At 68.0% G+C, this 19,416-nt stretch carries 19 protein-coding genes; 9 read left to right on the plus strand and 10 right to left on the minus strand.

The window, feature by feature from the left end; translation table 11 throughout:
• Positions 1-274: 274 nt before the first annotated feature.
• The gene (locus CAL15_RS24310; RefSeq protein WP_157666582.1) at positions 275-502 is read left to right on the plus strand and encodes a hypothetical protein; all 228 of its coding nucleotides are present in this window, start codon (positions 275-277) and stop codon (positions 500-502) included.
• A 65-nt stretch (positions 503-567) separates the two neighbouring features.
• On the opposite strand, the gene CAL15_RS02215 is transcribed toward CAL15_RS24310, so the two are convergent.
• The gene (locus CAL15_RS02215) at positions 568-2,667 is read right to left on the minus strand and encodes a TonB-dependent siderophore receptor (protein WP_157666583.1); all 2,100 of its coding nucleotides are present in this window, start codon (positions 2,665-2,667) and stop codon (positions 568-570) included.
• Positions 2,668-3,815: 1,148 nt separating this feature from the next.
• On the opposite strand from CAL15_RS02215, the gene CAL15_RS02220 reads away from it, so the two are divergent.
• From CAL15_RS02220 to CAL15_RS02230, 3 genes are all read left to right on the plus strand, one after another.
• The gene (locus CAL15_RS02220; protein ID WP_086077142.1) at positions 3,816-4,340 is read left to right on the plus strand and encodes a hypothetical protein; all 525 of its coding nucleotides are present in this window, start codon (positions 3,816-3,818) and stop codon (positions 4,338-4,340) included.
• Positions 4,337-4,906 carry a hypothetical protein gene (locus CAL15_RS02225; protein WP_086077143.1) on the plus strand — a complete coding sequence of 190 codons (570 nt, stop codon included), beginning with the start codon at positions 4,337-4,339 and terminating at the stop codon, positions 4,904-4,906. The genes CAL15_RS02220 and CAL15_RS02225 overlap by 4 nt, the downstream gene beginning before the upstream one ends.
• A 77-nt stretch (positions 4,907-4,983) precedes the next feature.
• Positions 4,984-5,472, plus strand: a complete 489-nt coding sequence (locus tag CAL15_RS02230) for a hypothetical protein (RefSeq protein WP_086077144.1) — start codon at positions 4,984-4,986, stop codon at positions 5,470-5,472.
• A 29-nt stretch (positions 5,473-5,501) separates the two neighbouring features.
• Here the strand turns inward: CAL15_RS02230 and gshA are convergent, their stop codons facing one another.
• Positions 5,502-7,085, minus strand: a complete 1,584-nt coding sequence (gshA, locus tag CAL15_RS02235) for a glutamate--cysteine ligase (protein ID WP_086077145.1) — start codon at positions 7,083-7,085, stop codon at positions 5,502-5,504.
• A gap of 35 nt (positions 7,086-7,120) precedes the next feature.
• The gene (locus CAL15_RS02240) at positions 7,121-8,056 is read right to left on the minus strand and encodes an alpha/beta hydrolase (RefSeq protein ID WP_420042530.1); all 936 of its coding nucleotides are present in this window, start codon (positions 8,054-8,056) and stop codon (positions 7,121-7,123) included.
• A gap of 44 nt (positions 8,057-8,100) precedes the next feature.
• On the opposite strand from CAL15_RS02240, the gene CAL15_RS02245 reads away from it, so the two are divergent.
• Positions 8,101-8,649: a hypothetical protein gene (locus tag CAL15_RS02245; protein ID WP_086077146.1), complete on the plus strand. Its 549-nt coding sequence runs from the start codon at positions 8,101-8,103 to the stop codon at positions 8,647-8,649.
• Here CAL15_RS02245 and CAL15_RS02250 read toward each other — a convergent pair.
• Positions 8,621-8,896, minus strand: coding sequence for a helix-turn-helix domain-containing protein (locus CAL15_RS02250; RefSeq protein ID WP_198299128.1), 276 nt, complete (start codon positions 8,894-8,896; stop codon positions 8,621-8,623). The two genes, CAL15_RS02245 and CAL15_RS02250, sit on opposite strands and share 29 nt — an antisense overlap.
• Before the next feature lie 92 nt (positions 8,897-8,988).
• Between CAL15_RS02250 and CAL15_RS02255 the strand changes: the two genes are divergently transcribed.
• The gene (locus tag CAL15_RS02255; protein ID WP_086077147.1) at positions 8,989-9,879 is read left to right on the plus strand and encodes an AEC family transporter; all 891 of its coding nucleotides are present in this window, start codon (positions 8,989-8,991) and stop codon (positions 9,877-9,879) included.
• Positions 9,880-9,960: 81 nt separating this feature from the next.
• Here CAL15_RS02255 and CAL15_RS02260 read toward each other — a convergent pair whose 3' ends face one another.
• From CAL15_RS02260 to CAL15_RS02280, 5 genes are all read right to left on the minus strand, one after another.
• Complete coding sequence (locus tag CAL15_RS02260; protein ID WP_086077148.1) at positions 9,961-10,971, minus strand: Ldh family oxidoreductase; 1,011 nt, start codon at positions 10,969-10,971, stop codon at positions 9,961-9,963.
• A gap of 60 nt (positions 10,972-11,031) precedes the next feature.
• Positions 11,032-11,964 carry a hydroxyacid dehydrogenase gene (locus tag CAL15_RS02265; RefSeq protein WP_086077149.1) on the minus strand — a complete coding sequence of 311 codons (933 nt, stop codon included), beginning with the start codon at positions 11,962-11,964 and terminating at the stop codon, positions 11,032-11,034.
• A 53-nt stretch (positions 11,965-12,017) separates the two neighbouring features.
• Entirely contained in the window at positions 12,018-13,025 is a 1,008-nt protein-coding gene (locus tag CAL15_RS02270) for a Bug family tripartite tricarboxylate transporter substrate binding protein (protein WP_086077150.1), read from the minus strand.
• A gap of 205 nt (positions 13,026-13,230) precedes the next feature.
• The gene (locus tag CAL15_RS02275; RefSeq protein ID WP_086077151.1) at positions 13,231-14,406 is read right to left on the minus strand and encodes a UxaA family hydrolase; all 1,176 of its coding nucleotides are present in this window, start codon (positions 14,404-14,406) and stop codon (positions 13,231-13,233) included.
• A gap of 35 nt (positions 14,407-14,441) precedes the next feature.
• Positions 14,442-14,723 (minus strand): UxaA family hydrolase, encoded by a 282-nt coding sequence (locus CAL15_RS02280; RefSeq protein ID WP_086077152.1) that lies wholly within the window; start codon positions 14,721-14,723, stop codon positions 14,442-14,444.
• Between the two features lie 164 nt (positions 14,724-14,887).
• On the opposite strand from CAL15_RS02280, the gene CAL15_RS02285 reads away from it, so the two are divergent.
• The 3 genes from CAL15_RS02285 to metW all read left to right on the plus strand — a co-directional run bounded on the left by CAL15_RS02285 (position 14,888) and on the right by metW (position 17,596).
• A complete protein-coding gene (locus tag CAL15_RS02285; RefSeq protein WP_086077153.1) occupies positions 14,888-15,637 on the plus strand; it encodes a GntR family transcriptional regulator in 750 nt (249 codons plus the stop codon).
• A gap of 107 nt (positions 15,638-15,744) precedes the next feature.
• Positions 15,745-16,974, plus strand: coding sequence for a homoserine O-succinyltransferase MetX (metX, locus tag CAL15_RS02290; RefSeq protein ID WP_086077154.1), 1,230 nt, complete (start codon positions 15,745-15,747; stop codon positions 16,972-16,974).
• 7 nt (positions 16,975-16,981) lie between these two features.
• Positions 16,982-17,596, plus strand: a complete 615-nt coding sequence (gene metW, locus CAL15_RS02295; protein WP_086077155.1) for a methionine biosynthesis protein MetW — start codon at positions 16,982-16,984, stop codon at positions 17,594-17,596.
• A gap of 100 nt (positions 17,597-17,696) precedes the next feature.
• Here the strand turns inward: metW and mqo are convergent, their stop codons facing one another.
• Positions 17,697-19,334, minus strand: a complete 1,638-nt coding sequence (mqo, locus tag CAL15_RS02300; protein WP_198299217.1) for a malate dehydrogenase (quinone) — start codon at positions 19,332-19,334, stop codon at positions 17,697-17,699.
• Between the last annotated feature and the right edge of the window lie 82 nt (positions 19,335-19,416).

The raw sequence follows: 19,416 nt of genomic DNA on the forward strand, positions 1-19,416 counted from the left end.
GGCATGGCGTTTGCCTCCTCGCGACAGGGGCCATGTCCCTGTGCACCGTGCGCCGGCGCGCCGCGCAGGGCTGGCGGCTTACCCTCTTTGCGGGCCGGAGCGTGTCAAAAAAGTATAGGCCTCCGATGATGCCCATCGTCGGGGTTAAACCATACGCGTACATGCTTTGGACCCGTTCAGGCGTAGGTAGCCATCCGGCGCCGGCATGGCTTTTGCGGCATGCGAGCGGCTTTGTGTTTCTCGAAGCCGCTTATCAATCGCCAAGGACGCCGCAATGAACCAGAGATCGCCATCGCTTCCTGTCGGCACGCCGGCCCGGCAGGAGAATCGTGAAGACGTCGATGACTCGCATCAGGGGCATGGAGTGCGCCGCGGTCCCGAGCCGGACCCGGGCACGGTGCTGCCGCCGGGCGGGGTGGTGGAGGGCGAGAACCAGCCCGCGCCCGCGTCGCCTGGCGCCAATGAAGACGAGGATGCGGCTCGGAACCGATCTGTGCCGTAGGGTAGGAGGGCGCCGGCCCGGTCCGAAGGCGCCAGCTCGGCCTCGCGCGGGGCGTTGTCTCGAGCCTAGAAGCGCGTCCTCAGGTTCAACGACACGCTGCGTGGTTCGCCATAGATGTTGTAGCTGCTCAGCGTGCCCACCCGTGCGTAATATCGGCGGTCGGCCAGGTTGTTCACGGCCAGCGTTACTCGCGTTTGCGGCGTGACGGCGTAGGCGACCTGGGCGTTCATCACCGCGTAGCCGCCGGCTTCCCGCACGCCGGCCACACCGGTGCCTGGCGCGGCCGAACTCACCAGCACCCCGCCACCAACGATCCACGGCGTGTCAGCCACGCGATAGTTGCCGTACAGCTTGAAGGCATGACGCGGCTCGAACAGCGAGAACGTCGCGCCTTCGTTGTTGCGGTCCGTCGCGTAGCGGCTGATCAGATATGCGTAGCCCGCCGTCAGCTGCAGGTTGCGGATGGGGCTGCCGCTGATTTCCACCTCGGCGCCCTTCACCTCCACTTCGCCCGCGGACAGGAAGAAGCCGGGATTGTCCAGGTCGGGGTAGGAGCGGTTCACGTCACGGGTACGAAAGACCGCGGCGCTGAACAGCAGCTTGCCGTCGTTCAACTGCCCCTTGAACCCGAATTCGATCTGCTTGCCTTCGCGCGGGTCCAGGTTGCTGTCGTTGGCGTCTTTCTGCGATTGCGGCATGAAGATGTCGGAGTAGCTGGAGTAGACGGTCCACTGTTGGGACAGCCGATAGACCACGCCCGCATACGGCGTGAACACACCGCGCTCACGCGAGGCGACAGCCCATTCGGTGGGCGCGGACGGCGCCACGCTGCGGTTGCGCGTGGTGAAGTCGCTCAACCGCCCGCCCAGCACCAGCGTCAGCGGGTCGACGATGGACAACCGCAGTTGGCCATAGAAGCCGTCCTGCCGCGTCTCGTAGCCCGATCCGCGTACGTAGGGGCCTATCGCGCTTTCGGGCACCAGGTCGGGCCGGCCGAACGGTATGCCGGGCACGGAGGTGTTAGCGCCGTACAACGTCTCACCTTCATAGACCTCATAGTTGTAGCCCACCGTGGCTTCATGCCTGCGGCCCAGCAGTTGAAACGGGCCCGCCGCATACAGATCGACCGCCTTGCGCGTGGAGCTGTCGTCCCAGCCGCGCCGCATGTAGTTGCCTATCAGGCCGGTGTCGGGGTTCACTCCGGTGTTCGGATAGCCGTCATGCACGCGCCAATCCCGTTCGGCGTGCGCGACATGAAGCTTGAATTGCCAGCCGCTGGACAGGCGGTGCACGGCCTCGGCCGCCACGGTGCGGTGGTGCGTGTCGTAGCGGCTCCATGGAGCCATGGGATTGGCGGAGCGCGACGCGTCGATGAACCTTCCGTCGGTGTAGGCCGGCAAGCCCGTGTAGGGATCGGTCTTGTCGTCCTGGAAGGCGGCGTACAGCGAGAACGACGTGGCTGGCGTCAGGTCATAGTCCAGCGTGCCGTATACGAACTGTTTGGCGCTGTGCGCGTGGTCGTAATGGAAGTCGCGGTCCTGCAAGGTGGCGACGACCCGTCCGCGCAAGGTGCCCTGCGCGTTCAGCGGCAGGCCCACGTCGGCTTCGGCGCGCTTGTCGTTCCACGAGCCATAGGTCAGGGCGGCGGATCCGCTGAAGTCCGAGGGCGCCCGTTTGCGGACGAAGTTCACCGTGCCGCCAGGCTGGCCCGAGCCTTGGAACAGGCCTGCCGGACCGCGCAGCACTTCGATGCGGTCGAACATCGCCAGGTCGTACTGCTGCGTGGCGTTCAAGCCGTTGAAGGCCGGCACGCCGTCATAGCTGGGCTCGAGGAAATAGCCGCGCGAGCGGATCTGCGACGACGTGCCATCCCAGGGCGTGACGGTCACGCCGGTGACCTGCGCCAGCGCTTCTTCGGCGCTTTGCAGATTCTGGTCCTCGATGCGCTGTCGCGTGATGACGCTTACGGAATTGGGCAGCTCCATGACCGGAACGGCGGTTTTGCCGCCCACGGTGACCAGCGGCGCCGCATAGCTGTCCGCCCCCTCGCTGGTGGCATCGCGCAGCGCGGCGCCGGTAACGACCACCGCGGGCAGGCCGATGACCGCGCCGGGGTTCGCACCCGGGGCGGCGGGGGGTCGGGCGTCTTCTTGTGCGGTCGCCACGCCGGCCCAGCAGGCAAGCGCAAACGCGCGGCCGGAGAAAGAGAGATGGCGGCGACCCGGCTCGTGATCGTGGTGGGTGGGAAGACGCTTTCGGGAACGCGGGCGCGGCAGGTGTTTTGTTGTCATTGCTATCGAACGAAGAACATCGCGCAGTGCCGGGACAGCCCCAGCGTCGCTTACGAATTGCAATGATATAACATAACTAAAGCGGGCTGGACCGGATCCCACTGGAGCACTGGGTTGGGCCGGACCAGACTGAACCGAACAGGGCTGGACCGGCTCAACTGGGCTCAATCGGCCCAACTGGCTGGACTTGGCTGTGCTTCGACGCCTTCACGCAGGCCGATCCCCGAATCACCTGCCATCCCTAGGCGCTGGACCGCATTTCCTCGGGGCAGTGGCCATCGCTTCCCGCGCTTTTTGTAAAAACCTCCCTGCCCGGCGTACAGAGTTTGTCAGAGTTTGTTTGGGCTTATTAACAATGACGCGATTCCCGCAGGTCTATGCTTGAACCGCCTAAACAACTCATGAGGGTGCATGATGAACGAGGGTCCCGTACCTGCTCCTACCCCGTCGCAGCCGCGTCGCTGGCCCTTTGGCTACGCTGAGCAAGAGGCTGCATGACGCCGCCGGAGCGTGGCCCTGCCTGTGCTGGTCGATGCGCTCAGCGCGCCGCGCTGGTGCATCGACAGTGACATAAAGGTAACTGAATGCTGAAATGGTTCTTGGCCCACAGGTATTTTTTACAAGCGCCCGCGGCGGGTCATTCGGATTGAGCACCAGCTCCCTCTCTCGAGGGAGGCGCTTGTAATGGCCAAACCGTTACGGAACGTACCGCTGCATGGCGGACGCGCTTTGCGGAGACAAAGCCATAACGCCGCGATGACGGGAATTGCCTGCTATATCGCTTTATTTCCGTACACGTCGGTTTCCAATAAAACGTAACAAAACCGCCTCGGCGCCGATACATATTGGAGTAAGCTCCGCGCCTGAAGATGCGGGGGCGCAGGGCTTCCGCCGGCACGGAAAGTCCGCATGGCACGATACGAACAAGCACGACGTCGCCCTTCCAGGTCCGCTTCCACTGGCTTCGCCGCGTTCTCGTCGCGCTAGCCGGCGGCGTGAAAGACGCACGACGGCAATCACGCATGGCGCCGCATATCCATTTCGCGCAAAGCGGCTGGCCGCGCTGGGCGGTGTATTGGCTGCTGGCAACGGTGGCGGCGCTGGCGCTGTCGGGGCTGTTCTATGCGTATGCGGCGTGGCTCGCCGCGCGTCATGCCGACGTCGTGTCGATTCCGTGCGTGCCGGCCAACGACACCGGCCATGGCGTGCAATTCGAGTTTCGTGAAGCGGGCCAATTGCCCACGCTGATCTACGTGCCGCCCGGACAGGGTCGCCACGTGTCCATGCGCAATTGTTCCTACGTGTCGCTGTCGCGCAGCAAGCCGCTCATGGTGAAGTGGCGCTACGAAGACGATCCCAACGACATCGCCTATGACTATACGTACAGCGCGGTGCTGCATGTCGCGCGGCCCGACAATCCCGCCATGCTGCTGCTGAAGTTCGAGCCTCAGGGCAGTATCGCGGCCCGCTATCTGGGCAATGACGAAGTGCGCCGGATGCTGGACGGCAGCGAGCCTGAGCCGTCCGGCTATCGAGGCTTGAATTGACCGCGCGCGCAGCGCCACGTGTCTCGCGCCGCGCGCTGGCCGGCCTCGTGCTGCTTGCCTCGCTGGCTTCGGGCGCACTCTATACCTCTACCCTGGAACTGGGTCGCGAGCTGAACGCGCAGCGCATGGTCCGCTGCATGGTGCAGAACCTGACCCGGCACGACATCCGATATGCGTTGCCCGGACAGGAAGACATCGACTTGGAAAGTCCGCTGCATTGGGACTACGTTTCGCGGGGCAATCGCCGCGATCTGCAGCTGCCGTCTCTTTGCATCGTCGCGCCTCCGTCCGACGGCGCGGATCTGACGATAGCCTGGTCGCGCTATGCTCCTGATCTGGCGCCGGGATCGATGCGGCTGTACGTCGCCAGTTTTCCGGGGCTGAGGCGGCCCGACGACGTCACCGGGCTGGCGGTGCGCCTGTATCCCGGAGGCAAGGCCGCGGCCCGCTACGTCGAGGCCGGCGCCGACGTGGACGTCACGTCCGGCCTGCTGGCCGAAGCGGTGCCCGCCGGGTGGACCCCGGGGCTCTCCATCGGCGCGCCATCGCCCGCGCCCGAACCCTGACACAGCCGCCGCGCGGGAGGAAGAATTCGATGCAGGAAAATCCAGTTCGGCGCGGTCCCGCCCGACGTGCGCTTCGCATGACGATGATCGTGGCCCTGTTCGGCGTGGCCGGCCTGGCAGCCAATTCCGGGCAGGTACAGCAGTGGTGGGCCGAGCGCACCGGCCGCGGCGCCGAGCCGGCGCCGATCACCGTGCATCCGTACAACTTCACCGGCCAGGGCGTGCAATATGCCATCGGCGCCGCCTTGCTGGCGTACCTGCCGCCCGGCGCGGCGGACGGGCGTACGGTGTTGAAGGACGGCTATACCCCGCCCGCGCCGGACGCGCCGCTGCCCGTGCGCTGGCGTTACGTGAACGGCGACTCGGCGGGCTCGGCGGGGCAGACCGACTACCCCTATGCCGCCACACTGGAGCTGCCCCGCAGGCCCTCGGACGATGCGGTGCTGACCCTGCGTTTCTACCCCGACGGCCAGGTGGCCGCGCGATACACCACCGAACCGGAAGTGGTGCAGTCGGGCAGCGTGGCGCAGAGCCTGACCGGCAGCGGCTGGAAGACCAACCGCTGAGCCCGGGGCGCGAGCCGCCGCGCCAGCCCTTACGCGTTGCGAGCCGCCAGCGGATCCTTCAGCGCGGCGTGGTAGCGCGCCACGTACGTATCGAAGTCGACGTCGTCGCCGCGTTCGAGCTGCAGCTGCTCGTCATGCGAGCGCTGCGCGGCCTGGGCATATGCGGCGGCGACGTCGGCAGGCAGTGGCTGCGCGCGCAGCGCATCGCCATGGCGGCGGCTTTGTTCCAGCGAGTATTCGTGGAACGAACCCCCCGATGCGCGCAACTGGTCCAGCAGGCGGGCCGAAGGCGTGAGCTCGGGATCAGCCAGCTTGGCGCGCTGTTGCTGCAACGCGTCGGCGTAAGCCGAGCCGCCCAGCGCGGTGTCGTACAGCGCCGCGTAGGGCGCGATGGCGTCCAGCAGTTCGCTGCCCCATTGCGCCAGGGCGATGGGCGTGCCCTCGCGGTCCAGCATCAAGCCCGGCGTGCGGCCTTCTTTCACCACCGTCGAGAAGTTGTCCGCGCTGCGCTGGCAATAGCCGTTCTGCGTGAAATAGGGGCTGTCCGAGGCGGCACAGAACAACAGGAAGGCATCGACGAAGCGCGCCGTGTCGGGCGCGATGCCAACGGGGGAGGCGGGATCGATGTCGAGGCAGCGCACTTCCACGTACTGCACGCCGCGCTCGGCCAGCGCGGTGATGGGCCGTTCGCAGCGCCCGGTGGCGCGCTTGGGCCGGATGCTCGAGTAGTACTCGTTCTCGATCTGCAGCACGTTGGTGTTGAGCTGGATCCACTGGCCGTCGCGATGCGTGCCCAGGGCCTGGTAGGCCGGCCAAGGCTGCGTGACGGCGCCATACAGGCGGGCCAGGAAGGTCTCGAGGTCGTTGTAGCAGAGCTTGAGCTGCGACTGCGCCTTGTTCTGGTAGCCCAGATCGCTCATGCGCAGGCTGGTGGCATACGGCAGGTGCAGCGTGTCGGCGCCCAGCGGCTGCAGCTCGTGCGGCTGGCCGCGCATGAAGTCGCGCGACAGCGCGGGCGCCGAGCCGAACAGGTACATCAGCAGCCAGGAATAGCGCGTGAAGTTGCGGATCAGGCTGATGTAGCCGCTGGAGCGGCGGCGGGCGGGATCGCTTTCGGCAGGCAACAGCACGTCCCACAGCGCGTCGGGCAGCGAGAAGTTGTAGTGCACGCCGGCGATGCATTGCATGGTCTTGCCGTAGCGCACGGCCAGGCCGCGACGGTACACGTGCTTGAGCATGCCCGTGTTGGACGTGCCATACCAGGCGATGGGGATGTCGGCCTCGGCCGGCAGCGCGGCCGGCATGGACTGGTTCCAGATGTACTCGCCGTCGAGCACGCCGTAGACGTGCCGATGTATATCGGACAGCTCGGCCAGCAGGCTGTCGACCTGGCCGTGCGTGCCGGTGATGAGCTCGAGCAGGGACTCGGAGTAGTCGGTGGTGACGCTCTCGTTGGTCAGCGCCGAGCCCAGTCCGGCCGGGTGAGGGGTGAGCGCCAGCGCGCCGCGGCCGTCGACTCGCAAGCCTTCTTTCTCGATGCCGCGCAGGGCCTGCGCGAGCAGGGAAGCGTTTGCCTCTAGGCGGGCATGTCGTGTGGCGGCGGTATCAGTCACGATGGGATGTTTATCCGAAGGTCAATCGCCGGATTTTACGGGGTGACGGCGTCGATTGCTTCGGGTAGTGCCACGCGGGGAAGGGACAATGCGTTCTGGGCCGGATCGGGATGCAGGTCGCCGGCCAGTTTCGCCAGCCAATGCTCCAGGTCGGCGTGCACGGGATCCGACAGGCTGGCGATCTCGTTGAACAGTTCATGCCAGGCTTCGTCGTACCATTTCATGGTCAGCAGTCCGGCTGGCGCCCGGGACGCGAAGACGCGGCTGCCGTTGGCGGAAACGATGCGGTCCGCGCCGGCCACCAGCAAGAGCGTGCGGCAGGGCAGCATCGCAGCGTCGCGTACGGCCTCGCGGCCGCCCTGGTCGATGAAGTGGGCCAGCCGGCCGGTGATGCACCGGTGCACCAGCGGGTCGGCCCTGAAGGCGGCCACGACCTCGCGGTCGTGCGAGATGGCGGCCGGCGCCAGGCCATGGGGTACGCGCACGTCGGGATAGCGCAGGGCCAGCCAGGTGAGGGCCGGCTTGGTCCATCCGGGCACGCGCACCTGGAACGGAGGCGAGGCCAGGACCAGCCCGGCCAGTTCGGCGCGGCGCTGCAGCGCCAGCCGGGCCGCCACCAGTGCGCCCAGGCTGTGGCCCAGCAGCACCGGCGGCCGGCCCTGGGCGGCGGTCCAGGCTTGCAGTTGCGCCGCGGCGTCGATGACCAGGTCTTCCTGCGTGGCCAGCGTGGCGGGGGCGCCTTCGGAATGGCCATGGCCCCGATGATCGTGCATGCCGACGCGCCAGCCCAGCGCAGCCAGCCGCCGGGCCAGCCGGTCGTAGCGCCCGGCGTGTTCGCTGAGGCCGTGCAGCAGGTAGATGCTGGGCGTACCCGGCCCCGGAAGGGGCGGCGGCACGTGGCCGGCCTGGGGCCACACGTAATTGGCCAGCCGGGTGCCGTCGGGGGCAGGGGTGTAGGATATCGGCGACAATTCGATGCCTCCTGGAAGTTCCGTCCGGTTGGGACAGCGTAGCCATGATTTCAACGCCATTCCGTTTCATGTTGAAGAATTCCATGCGCGCGGCCGCTGCCGCGGCGGTGCTGCTGCTGGCCGCGTGCTCGCCGGAATACAACTGGCGCGAACTGGACGTGGCTGATGGCCGTGTGCGCGCCGCTTTCCCGGCACGAGTGCAGACAGAGACCCGCGAACTGGCGCTGGGCGGGCAGTCGTTGCAGTTTTCGCTGACCGCCGCCCAGGTGAACCGGGCCGTCTATGCGGTGGGCTATGCCCCGCTGCCGCCCGGCGTAGCGGGCGATGCGGCGGCCAGCCAGGACCTGGCCCGCGCGCTGGTGCAATCGCTGCATGCCAACCTGGGCCGCGACGCGCCGGAGGCCATGCCGTCTTATGGCCACGACATCGAGGTCCATGGCGAGGCGGTGAACGGCGGGCCGCCCAGCTGGCTGCTGGCGCGCGTCTGGGTGGCCGACGGCATGCTGATAGAAGCCGTGGCGGCGGGCGCCGAGGACAGGCTGGATGGCGACAAGGCGCGCGAATTCATCGATGGGGTCCGGGTGCATCAGTGATCGACCCCAGCAGGCCTTGCCGCAGCGCCGCCGCCACCGCGGCGCGGCGGGTACGCACGCCCAGCTTGCCGCAGGCCTTCTTCAGGTGGAAGTTCACCGTGTGCTCGCTCAGGCCCAGTATCAGGGCGGTTTCCCAGCTGGTCTTGCCCGCGGCCGCCCAATGCAGGCACGCCAGTTCGCGCGCGGACAGCGGCTTGGGCGGCAAGTCGTCGGCGGGCGGTGCGAGGATCAGGGGCATGCGGCGCATGCGCGCATCATGTACCGCCGGTCCCTGGCGCGCCCAGCAATCATTCAGCGCGGCATTGCCGCCGCAATTTTCGTTCGAATAATCAGGCAATCATGCTCGAGGTCGCGCAGTTCTATTGGTACATGTTGGGGATGATGGCGCCGCTGCTGTTCTGTGTGGGCATCGGCGTGTATTGGGGCAAGCGCAACCATCCGTTCGGAGGCGCCTTCGCCACCACGCTGGTCACCTCCGTCACGACCCCGGCGCTGGTATTCCACACCTTCACCACCACCCAGCTGGACAACGCCACACTGGTCGACATCGCGGCGGGCTCGCTGCTGGCCCTGCTGGTGTGCGGGCTGTTGTGCGCGGCGGGACTGCGGCTGGCCGGACTGCCCGTGCGCAAGCTGCTGCCCACCGCCATGATGCCCAATGCCGGCAACCTGGGGCTGCCCATTTCGCACATGGCGTTCGGCGATGCGGGGCTGTCCGTGGCGGTGGCCTTCTTCGCCATCAGTTCGTTCGTGATGCATACCGTCGGCGTCAGGCTGGTGGCCGACTCGGGCACCAACCGCGCGTGGCGCAGCCCGGTGCTGCTGGCGGCGCTTGCCGCCGTGGGCCTGCGCGCGCTGGGCATCCCCGTGCCTGCGTGGGTGATCGAAACGGCCAGCATGCTGGGCGCCGTCACCGTTCCCCTGATGCTGATCAGCCTGGGGCACGCGCTGGCGATCATTCCCTCCAAAGGCCTGCGCAGCGGCGCCACCGTGGCGGGACTGCGCCTGACGCTGGGCGTGGCGTCGGGCTATGTCGTGGTGCTGGCGCTGGGGCTCGGCCCCGCATTGGGCGGTGCGCTGGCGCTGCAGATGGCCATGCCCTGCGCGGTGGTCAGCTACATGTACGCGCAGCGTTACACAGACCTGGGCGATACGGCGGCCGGCGCCGTGCTGGTGTCCACGGTGGTGTTCCTGGGGGCGGCGCCGGTGCTGTTGTGGCTGATGAAGTAGGGCGCCGCCGCGGCGGGGCCGCGACGGCCGTTGGCCGCTTTTCGTAAAGGCGCGCGGAAACCGGCGGCGCCGGCGTACGGCTTAGGAGGCCTGCCCGGCAAGCTCGCGGATCTGCTTCAGCAGCGCATCGGGCACGTCGATGCCGTCGGCCTGCGCGGCACGGGCCAATTCGCCGCGGCGCGCGCCGGGCAGGCGCACGCCCTCGTCCTCCAGCATGGCGCCGATCAGCGTCTCGACGCGATCCAGGAACACCTCGCGGCCGGCCAGCGCGTCCGGGTCGATGACCAGGAAGGCCTGGCCGATGCGCGGCCGGTTGCCCGTATCGCTGAAGAACGAATCGGCCTCGAAGCCGAATTGCGCCCCCGTCAGCGCGCACACCAGCAGCTCGACCACCAATGCCAGCATGGCTCCCTTGACGCCGCCGGCGGGCAGCATGCTGCCCGCCAGACCCGCCTTGGGATCGGTGGTGGGGCGGCCCTGGTCGTCCAGCGCCCAGCCTTCGGGGATGGGCTTGCCGTCGCGGGCCGCCACCATCAACTTGCCGCGCGCCACGGCGGACAACGACAGGTCGATGAGCAGCGGTTCTCCATCGCGGCGCGGGAAGGCGGCGGCGATGGGGTTGGTGCCGAACAGCGCACGCCTGCCGCCCCAGGCCGGCATGGCGGCCGGCGAGTTGCTGAAGGCCAGGCCCACCATGCCCGCCTGCGCCACCGCCTCGAGATGCAGGCCGGCCGCGCCGAAGTGATGGCTGTTGGTCACGCCGGCGAACGCCGCGCCCAGCTGGCGCGCGCGTTCGATCGCCTGGCGGATGGCCAGCGCGCAGGCCGGAAAGGCCAGGCCGTCGGCGGCATCCACCAGCAGGGCCGCACCGCGCTCATGCGTGACCGCGGGCTGCGCCATGCCCGCGGCGCGGCCGTTGCGCAGATGCGCAGCGTAAGAGGGCACGCGCGACACGCCATGCGAGGCCAGGCCCTGCGCGTCGGCGCGCACCAGCGCGTGCGCCGTGCTGTCGGCCATGTCGGGACCGGCGCCGCTGGCGGCCAGGGCCTGCGCGGCCAGGCGCCGCAATTCGTCGATGGCGATACGTGCCATGGATGGGTGCTCCGTATGCGTTGAGGATGGGACGCGCGGACCCGCCCGGGCCCGGCGGGATCAGATCGGCTGCCCGAGCACCTCGGCCACGCGCCGCGCCACCAGCGTCGAGACGCGCACGTTGGCCTCTTCGGTCAGGCCGGCGATGTGCGGAGTGAGGACCACGTTCGGCGCGTCGGCCAGCGGGCTGCCGGCCGGCAGCGGCTCCTGGCCGAACACGTCGATCGCGGCGCCGCGCAGCGCGCCGCTGCGCAGGGCCGCGGCCAGTGCGGCTTCGTCCACGATGCCGCCGCGTGCGGTGTTGACCAGCACGGCTCCGCGCTTCATGCGGGCCAGCCGGGCGGCGTCGAACAGCGCCGCGGTCTGCTGCGTCAACGGCAGGTGCAGGCTGATGGCATCGCACTCGGCCAGCAGCGCGTCCAGCGCCATCGGCCGCACGCCGGTTTCCTTCCAGGCCGGCGCGTGGTCGGGCAGCAGGGGATCGTGCGCCGCGACCCGCATGTCGAGCCCTTGCGCCAGCCGCGCCGTCAGCCGGCCGATGCCGCCGAAGCCCACGATGCCCAGCGTGCGGTTCTCGGCCTCGAGTCCCGCGGACAGCGCATTGCGCGGCCACTGGCCCGCCGCCACTGAAGCGCTGTGCGTATACGCGCCGCGCAGCAGCATCAACACCGTGGCCACCACATACTCGGCCACGGCGCGCGCGTTCGCGCCCGTGGCAGGCAGGACCTGCACGTTGCGCGCCGCGCAGCCGGGCACGTCGATGTTGTCCAGCCCCACGCCCAGCCGGCCCACCGCCCGCAGCCGCGGCGCCGCCTCCAGCAGCGCGGCGTCGACCTGGGTGCGGTTGCGCACGATCAGCGCATCCGCGTCGGCACAGCTCGCCAGCAGCGCCTCGCGCCGGTCGACCAGGTCGGGTTCGTAGCGTACGGTGTAGCGGGCGGCCAACGCCGCGACGGCGGCTTCGTCCATGAATTCGGAGATGACGATGAGCATTAGCGATGTTCCTGGAATGAGCGGGGGCGGGAGGGCTTGCGGGCTTGCCCCGCTCACGCGGCCTGGATCCCGGCCTCCTTGATGATCTTGCTCCAGCGTTGTACCTCGGCTTGCAGATACTTGCTGAATTCGGCCGGGCCGCGCGGCTGCGGAATGAAGCCGAGCTTGACCATGGCCTGCTGCATCTCGGGCTTGCGCATCTCGGCCGCGATGGCCTCGCCCGCCTGCTTCGCCACGTCGGCCGGCAGGCCCGCCGGCGCCATCACGCCGGTGAAGTTCTCGACGATCAGGTCCGGGATGCCCGCTTCGGCAACCGTCGGCACGTCGGGCAGGTCGGGACTGCGCTGCTTCGTCGTCACGGCCAGGGCCCGCAGCGCGCCGCCCTGCACGTGGGCGAGCGATTCGGGGTAGTTGGAAAAGATCACGTCCACGTGGCCGCCCATCAGGTCCGTCAGCGAAGGTGCGCCGCCCTTGTAGGGCACGTGCATCAGCTTCGTGCCGGTCAGCTTCTGGTACAGCGCCAAGGTCAGATGCGGCGGCGTGCCGTTGCCGCTGGAGGCGGCAGCCAGCTTGCCGTTCTCCGCCGCCTTGCGCAGGTCCGCCATGGTCTTGATGGGACTCTTTGCGTTGACCACCACCATCATGGTGGACGAGGCCAGTCCGGCCAGCGGCGTCAGGTCCTTCAGCAGGTCGTAGCCCGCCTTGCCTTCGAACAGCGTGGCATTGGCCGCGTGCGACAGCGTGATGGCCAGCCACGTGTAGCCGTCGGGCTGGGCGCGCGCCACGAAGGCCGCGCCGATGTTGGCATTGCCGCCCGGCTTGTTCTCGATGACGACGTTCCAGCGCCGCGCGTCGTTCAGCGCCTTGGCCACGTTGCGCGCGGCCACGTCGGTCAACCCGCCGGGCGGGAATGGCACGACATAGTTGACGGGCTGCGCGGGCCATTTGCCCTGCGCCAGGCTGGCGCCCGTGGGCAGGATGCCCAGCAGGCCAGCGGCGGCGCCGGCGCACAGCGTCTGGCGGCGGCGGATATCGACGGGCGTCTCGGTATTGCGTTGCATGCCTTCCTCCTCGTGTGGAAAAACGCCCGGGCTGACCGGCCCTGCTCCGCTGTGCTGCCGCGGGGCGATACCGCGCCCGGGTCTGCTGTCGTGGCCGCGCATGGGCGCGCGGACCTACGGGTCTTCGTCTCGTCGCTCGCGGCGGCGGGCCGGCCCGGATCTGGCGTCCCGGTTCCGGCGGCCGCGGCAGTTGCCTGCGTGAAGATCAGGCGCTTTCGAACAGGCGCGTCAGCACGAACTCGCGATGGCCCAGCGCCTCGGCGGCGGTCCACCGTCCGTTGGCCGTGGCCAGCATGCATTCCAGCAGCTTGTCGCCTGCCTGGTCCAGGTCGATCTCGCGCTGGAGCAGGCCCGAGGTATCCACGTCGATGTGTTCCGCCATGGTGCGCACCGTGCGCGGATTGGCGCAGATCTTGATGACGGGCAGGATGGGGTTGCCGATGACGTTGCCCTGGCCCGTGGGGAAGAAGTGCACCGCGTAGCCCGAGGCCGCGCACAGGGTGACCATCTCGGCCGCGGCCGACGACGAGTCCATGAACCACAGGCCCTTGTGGTCGGGGATCTCGGCCTTGTCCAGCACGCCGTCGATGCGGCACTTCTTGCCGATCTTCTGGATGTTCCCCATGGCCTTTTCCTCGATGGTGGTGAGGCCGCCGGCGATGTTCCCCTTGGTGGGCTGCGATTCCGAGAGATCGCTGGTCTTCCAGCGGTCGATCATCTGCTGGTAGCGGTTGAACATGAACATGAAGCGCTCGCGCACGGCGTCGTCGGCGCAGCGCGCCGCCACGATGTGCTCGCCGCCGGTCAGTTCCGAGGTCTCGCCGAACACCAGCGTGGTGTCCAGTTCGTACAGCTTGTCGAAGGCATTGCCCACGGTGGGATTGGCGCCGCAGCCCGAGGTGGTGTCGGACTCGCCGCACTTGGTGGATACCCACAGGTCGGAGATGGGACATTCGACACGGCGCAGCGCCGTGGCGTAGTGCACGAATTCCTTGGCCTGGCGCGAGGCGCGCATGATGGTGTCGTGGTCGCCGTGCAGTTCGATGCTGAAGCCGGCCACCGGTTTGCCCGTGGCGGCGATGCCGTCGACCACGCGCTTGGTCCAGCCTTCCTCGATGCCGATGACGATGACGGCCGCCACGTTGGGATTGCATCCCGTGCCTATCAGCGTGCGGAAGTGCAGTTCCAGGTCTTCGCCGAACTGCAGCCGGCCGTACGGATGGGGCAGGGCCATCGTGCCCTTGATGTTGTTGGCCACGGCCTCGGCCGCGGCGTTGGAGATGTCGTCCACGGGCAGCACGATGACGTGGTTGCGCACGCCGACGCGGCCGTTGTCGCGGCGGTAGCCGTGGAAGGTGGTGGAGCGGTTGACGATAGCCATGGTGTGGATCCTGTGTGGGGTGGACGGGGCGCGGCTTACCAGCGCTTGGTCTTGATGTTGTGCACGTGGGCGTGCTGGCCGGCCTGGATCGGCGCCACCACCTTGCCTATGTCCTCCCCGTACTTGAAGACCGTGTCCCCCACCGACATGTCGGACAGGGCCACCTTGTGGCCGATGGGGATGTCCTGGCGTGCGCGGACCTGGATGACCCGGTCCTCGTCCATGATCCAGGCATTGAGTTCGGTGCCCGCGGTCAGGCCCTCGACCACGACGACCGCCACGGTGTCCTTGGCGTCGTGCAATACGGCGTGAATCATCGTTTCCTCCTGAGGTGTGGCGCGGCCGTCCCGCGGCCGGCTGGAGCACGCATCTTAGGTGCCGGTTTGCGCTAAGTCAACTAGATCATATATATGACTTGTATGACTTGAGGGGGCGACGCCCGTGCCGGTACACTGCGGCGATCCGTATCACGATGTGCGCAATGAACCAGAGTCTCCTTTCCGAAGCGCTGCCCGGCAGCCCCCTGTACGAACAGGTCAAGCAGGCCGTCCTGACGGCCCTGGCGCAGGGGGAGTGGAAGCAGGGCGATGCCATTCCGCCCGAGAAGCAGCTGGCAGAGCGCTTCGGCGTGTCGATCGGCACGCTGCGCAAGGCCATCGACGACCTGGCGGCCGAGAACATCCTGGTGCGCCAGCAGGGCCGGGGCACCTACGTCGCGGTGCACAGCCGCAACGCGCATTTCTTCAAGTTCTTCCGCATCGTGCGGCAGGATGGGCACAAGTCGTATCCCACCACCGCGCTGCAGCGCTTCAGGCGCGTGCGCGCCAGCGCGCTGGTGCGCGAGAAGCTGGGGCTGCCCACGGGCGCCAGCGTGTTCGAGTTCTCCAACGTGCTGTCGCTGAACGGCGATGTGGTGCAGGTCGACGACATCAGCCTGCCCGAGACGCGCTTCGCCGGCCTGACCGAGCGCATCCTGCGCGAGCGCACCAGCACGCTTTACAGCTTCTACCAGGACGTTTTCGGCGTGAACGTCATCGCCACCGACGAGCGGCTGCGCACCTGCCTCGCCGACATGCAGCACGCCGCCTGGCTCGGCGTCGAAGAGGGCCGGCCCCTGCTCGAGGTGCGCCGCGTGGCGTATTCGTACAGCCGCCAGCCCGTGGAGTGGCGTGTCTCGCGCGTCAACACCGAGCACTACGAGTACCTGGGCCAGGACGGCGCCCTCGCCTGAGCCAGCCTCCATAGCCGCGCGCCGGTGCTAGAATTCCGGCTTCGAACTGCGCCGATTTGCCTGATCCGCTTGCGGGCGCCTCTATAAATCCTGCTAAAGAGGTCCGAATGACCCTTCCTGCTCTCGACTCGAGCGCGGCGCTTGCCGCACCCGTGCCACAGGCCGACGATCACGGCTCCGTGGGCACCGTCTCCCCCACGTTCCTGCGTTTCACCGAGCCGCTGCCGCTGGCCAGCGGCCAGTCGCTGTCCTCATACGAACTCGCCGTCGAAACGTATGGCGTCCTGAACGCCGAACGCAGCAACGCGGTGCTGGTGTGCCACGCGCTGAACGCCTCGCACCACGTGGCCGGCGTGTCGGCGTCCAATCCCAAGGACATCGGCTGGTGGGACAACATGGTCGGCCCCGGCAAGCCCGTGGACACCGACCGGTTCTTCGTCATCGGCGTCAACAACCTCGGGTCCTGCTTCGGCTCCACGGGGCCGGCCAGTATCGATCCGGCCACGGGCAAGCCGTGGGGCGCCGCGTTTCCGGTGCTGACCGTCGAGGACTGGGTGCATGCGCAGGCGCGGGTGGCCGACCATTTCGGCATCGAACGCTTCGCCGCGGTGATGGGGGGCTCGCTGGGCGGCATGCAGGCGCTGAGCTGGGCCATCACGTGTCCCGAGCGCGTGGCGCATTGCGTGGTCATCGCCAGCACGCCGCGCCTGTCGGCGCAGAACATCGGCTTCAACGAGGTGGCGCGGCGCGCCATCATCACGGACCCCGACTTCCACGGCGGCGACTACTACAAGCACGACACCGTGCCGCGCCGCGGCCTGTCGGTGGCGCGCATGATAGGCCACATCACCTATCTGTCGGACGACGACATGGCCGAGAAATTCGGCCGCACGCAGCGCGAGCCGGCCGAGAACGGCGCGTACCGCTACGGCTACGACGTCGAGTTCGAGGTGGAGTCGTACCTGCGCTACCAGGGCGAGAAGTTCTCGCACTATTTCGACGCCAACACGTATCTGCTGATCACGCGCGCGCTGGACTACTTCGATCCGGCCCGTCACACCGGCGGCGACCTGGCGCGGGCGCTGGCGCCGGCCAAGTCGGATTTCCTGCTGGTGTCGTTTTCGACCGACTGGCGCTTCCCGCCCGAGCGCTCGCGCGAGATCGTGCGCGCGCTGCTGAAGAACGGCAGCCCGGTCACGTATGCCGAGATCGATGCGCCGCACGGCCACGACGCCTTTCTGCTGGACGACGCGCGCTATCACGCGGTGGTGCGCGGTTATTACGAACGCATCGCGCGCGAACTGGGCCTGACGGGGTCCGCCGCCGCACAAGGATGAAGCGCCCATGAATCCCGTATCCGCTCGTCCCGAGCGCACCGTGCTGCGGCCTGACCTTGCCCGCATTGCCGACTGGATCGAGCCCGGCAGCCGCGTGCTGGACCTGGGCTGCGGCGACGGCACGCTGCTGGCCTGGCTGCGCGACCATCGCCATGTGCGCGGAGCCGGCGTCGAGATCGACGACAACTACGTGATCGCATGTGTGCAGCGCGGCGTGGAAGTCATTCAGCAGAACCTGGAAGACGGCCTGGCGATGTTCGACGACAAGCAGTTCGAGACGGTGGTGCTGTCGCAGACCCTGCAGTCCATGCACCGCACCGAGCACATCCTGCGCGAGATGGCGCGCGTCGGGCGCCATGGCGTGGTGTCGTTTCCCAATTTCGGCTACTGGCCGCATGGGTGGGCCATCCTGCGCGGCCGCATGCCGGTCACTGGGCAGATGCCGTACTCGTGGTACGACACGCCGAACATCCACCTGTGCACGCTGCGCGACTTCGAGGACCTGGCGGCCAAGCTGCGCCTGCGCATCCTCGAGCGCGCCACGTTCAACAATGACCGCGAAGTGCGCGTGATGCCCGGCTGGCGCAGCACGCTGGCGGTTTACCGGTTCGCGTCCGAGTAAGTCCGTCACCGGATACGGCGCGGACGTGCGCGGGCAACACGGGCGATCACGCCTGCGCCGGCGCCCTGCGCTTGCCCGCGCCGAAGCGCGGGCAAGCGCATCACAGCTGTATGTCCGACACCTTCGGCACCGCGGCCGGATTCTGCGGCGCGGCGGCGCCGGCCTGCACGCCCGCCAGGCTGGGCGAGGGAATCGCCAGTTGCAGGGCCTCTTCGGTGTCTCGCCACACACTGGCCAACAACTCGGGATTTTCGTTCAGCTTGCGGCCGTAGCTCGGGATGATCCGGTGCAGCCGTTCCTGCCACGCGGGCGTCTTCACGCGATCCGGAAAGGCGCGTTCGAGCAGCGACAGCATGATCGCGGGCGAGGTGGAGCCGCCGGGCGACGCGCCCAGCAGCGCCGCGATGGAGCGGTCTTCGGCCATCACGATCTCCGTGCCGAGCTTCAGCACGCCGCCCTTGCCCGGCTCGTTCTTGATGATCTGCACCCGCTGGCCGGCCTGCCACAGGCGCCAGTCTTCATCGCGGGCCTCGGGCATGTAGCGGCGCAACTCGTCCATCTGTTCTTCCTTGGACAAAGACAGCTGCTGCGCTAGGTATTTGACCAGCGCGAACTCGTGCATGCCCACCTGCATCGATGGAATGATGTTCTCGCGCGTCAGCGAGGCGGTCAGGTCGAAGTACGAGCCTTCCTTCAGGAACTTGCTGGACCAGGTCGCGAAAGGCCCGAACAGCAGCACGGTCTTGCCGTCGAGCACACGCGTATCCAGGTGCGGCACCGACATCGGCGGCGAGCCGGTCTCGGCCATGCCGTACACCTTGGCGAGATGGCGCGAGACGATCTCGGGCGATTCGGTGACGAGAAAGGCGCCGCCCACCGGGAAGCCGCCGTATTGCCCGGCCTCGGGAATGCCGGACAACTGCAGCAGCGGCAGCGCGGCGCCGCCCGCGCCGATGAACACGAAGCGCGCGTCGACGGTCTGGACCTTCGAATCGTCCTTCATGTCGAAGGCCGACACGCGCCACGTTCCATCCGCATTGCGCGTGATCGAGCGCACCTCATGGCCGGTGGACAGCTTCAGTCTCGACGAGCCGGCCAGGTGGCCGTAGAACTGGCGCGTGATCTCGCCCAGGTTCACGTCGGTGCCCAACGGCGAGCGGGTGGCGGCCAGCGTCTGGCCGGGCTGGCGGCCCTGCATCATGATCGGCACCCACTCGGCGATCCGGGCCGGGTCCGTCGTGATCTGCATGCCGGCGAACAGCGGGCTGGCCTGCAAGGCCTGGAAGCGCTTGTGCAGGAAGTCGACGTTGTTCTGGCCCCAGACCAGGTTCATGTGCGGCGTCGAATTGATGAACTGGCGCGGCGCGCCCAGCACGCCGCGGCGCACCTGGTGCGACCAGAACTGGCGGGAGATCTGGAACTGCTCGTTGATCTCGATCGCCTTGGTGATCTGCACGTTGCCGTTGACGTCCATCGGCGTGTAGTTCAGTTCGCACAGGGCCGAGTGGCCGGTGCCGGCGTTGTTCCAGCCGTTGGAGCTTTCCTGCGCCACGTCGTCGAGGCGTTCGAAGATCTCGAAGGACCAGTCGGGCTCGAGTTCGGACAGGTAGACGCCCAGCGTGGCGCTCATGATGCCGCCGCCGATCAGCAGCACGTCCACGCTGCGATCCGCTTGTTCGGCGCGGTATTGGTCGTCGGTCAGGTAGTCGTAGCCGAGCGCGACGGCGCCCGCGCCCAGCGCGGTGCCCAGGAAGCGGCGGCGGGTGAAGAAAGGCTTGCGGCTGTCGCGAGCGGTCGCGTCAGCATGGGATTTCGAAGGC

Origin of the sequence: Bordetella genomosp. 13, from assembly GCF_002119665.1 — a bacterium.
Classification (GTDB): domain Bacteria; phylum Pseudomonadota; class Gammaproteobacteria; order Burkholderiales; family Burkholderiaceae_B; genus Bordetella.

What these genes read in the sequence shown, in the direction of transcription:
- CAL15_RS24310 (WP_157666582.1), top strand. Translation starts at nt 275, where the DNA reads ATGAACCAGAGATCGCCATCGCTTCCTGTCGGCACGCCGGCCCGGCAG.
- CAL15_RS02220 (WP_086077142.1), top strand. Translation starts at nt 3,816, where the DNA reads ATGGCGCCGCATATCCATTTCGCGCAAAGCGGCTGGCCGCGCTGGGCG.
- CAL15_RS02230 (WP_086077144.1), top strand. Translation starts at nt 4,984, where the DNA reads ATGACGATGATCGTGGCCCTGTTCGGCGTGGCCGGCCTGGCAGCCAAT.
- CAL15_RS02245 (WP_086077146.1), top strand. Translation starts at nt 8,101, where the DNA reads ATGATTTCAACGCCATTCCGTTTCATGTTGAAGAATTCCATGCGCGCG.
- CAL15_RS02250 (WP_198299128.1), bottom strand. Translation starts at nt 8,896, where the DNA reads ATGCGCCGCATGCCCCTGATCCTCGCACCGCCCGCCGACGACTTGCCG.
- CAL15_RS02255 (WP_086077147.1), top strand. Translation starts at nt 8,989, where the DNA reads ATGCTCGAGGTCGCGCAGTTCTATTGGTACATGTTGGGGATGATGGCG.
- CAL15_RS02260 (WP_086077148.1), bottom strand. Translation starts at nt 10,971, where the DNA reads ATGGCACGTATCGCCATCGACGAATTGCGGCGCCTGGCCGCGCAGGCC.
- CAL15_RS02265 (WP_086077149.1), bottom strand. Translation starts at nt 11,964, where the DNA reads ATGCTCATCGTCATCTCCGAATTCATGGACGAAGCCGCCGTCGCGGCG.
- CAL15_RS02270 (WP_086077150.1), bottom strand. Translation starts at nt 13,025, where the DNA reads ATGCAACGCAATACCGAGACGCCCGTCGATATCCGCCGCCGCCAGACG.
- CAL15_RS02275 (WP_086077151.1), bottom strand. Translation starts at nt 14,406, where the DNA reads ATGGCTATCGTCAACCGCTCCACCACCTTCCACGGCTACCGCCGCGAC.
- CAL15_RS02280 (WP_086077152.1), bottom strand. Translation starts at nt 14,723, where the DNA reads ATGATTCACGCCGTATTGCACGACGCCAAGGACACCGTGGCGGTCGTC.
- CAL15_RS02285 (WP_086077153.1), top strand. Translation starts at nt 14,888, where the DNA reads ATGAACCAGAGTCTCCTTTCCGAAGCGCTGCCCGGCAGCCCCCTGTAC.
- metX (WP_086077154.1), top strand. Translation starts at nt 15,745, where the DNA reads ATGACCCTTCCTGCTCTCGACTCGAGCGCGGCGCTTGCCGCACCCGTG.
- metW (WP_086077155.1), top strand. Translation starts at nt 16,982, where the DNA reads ATGAATCCCGTATCCGCTCGTCCCGAGCGCACCGTGCTGCGGCCTGAC.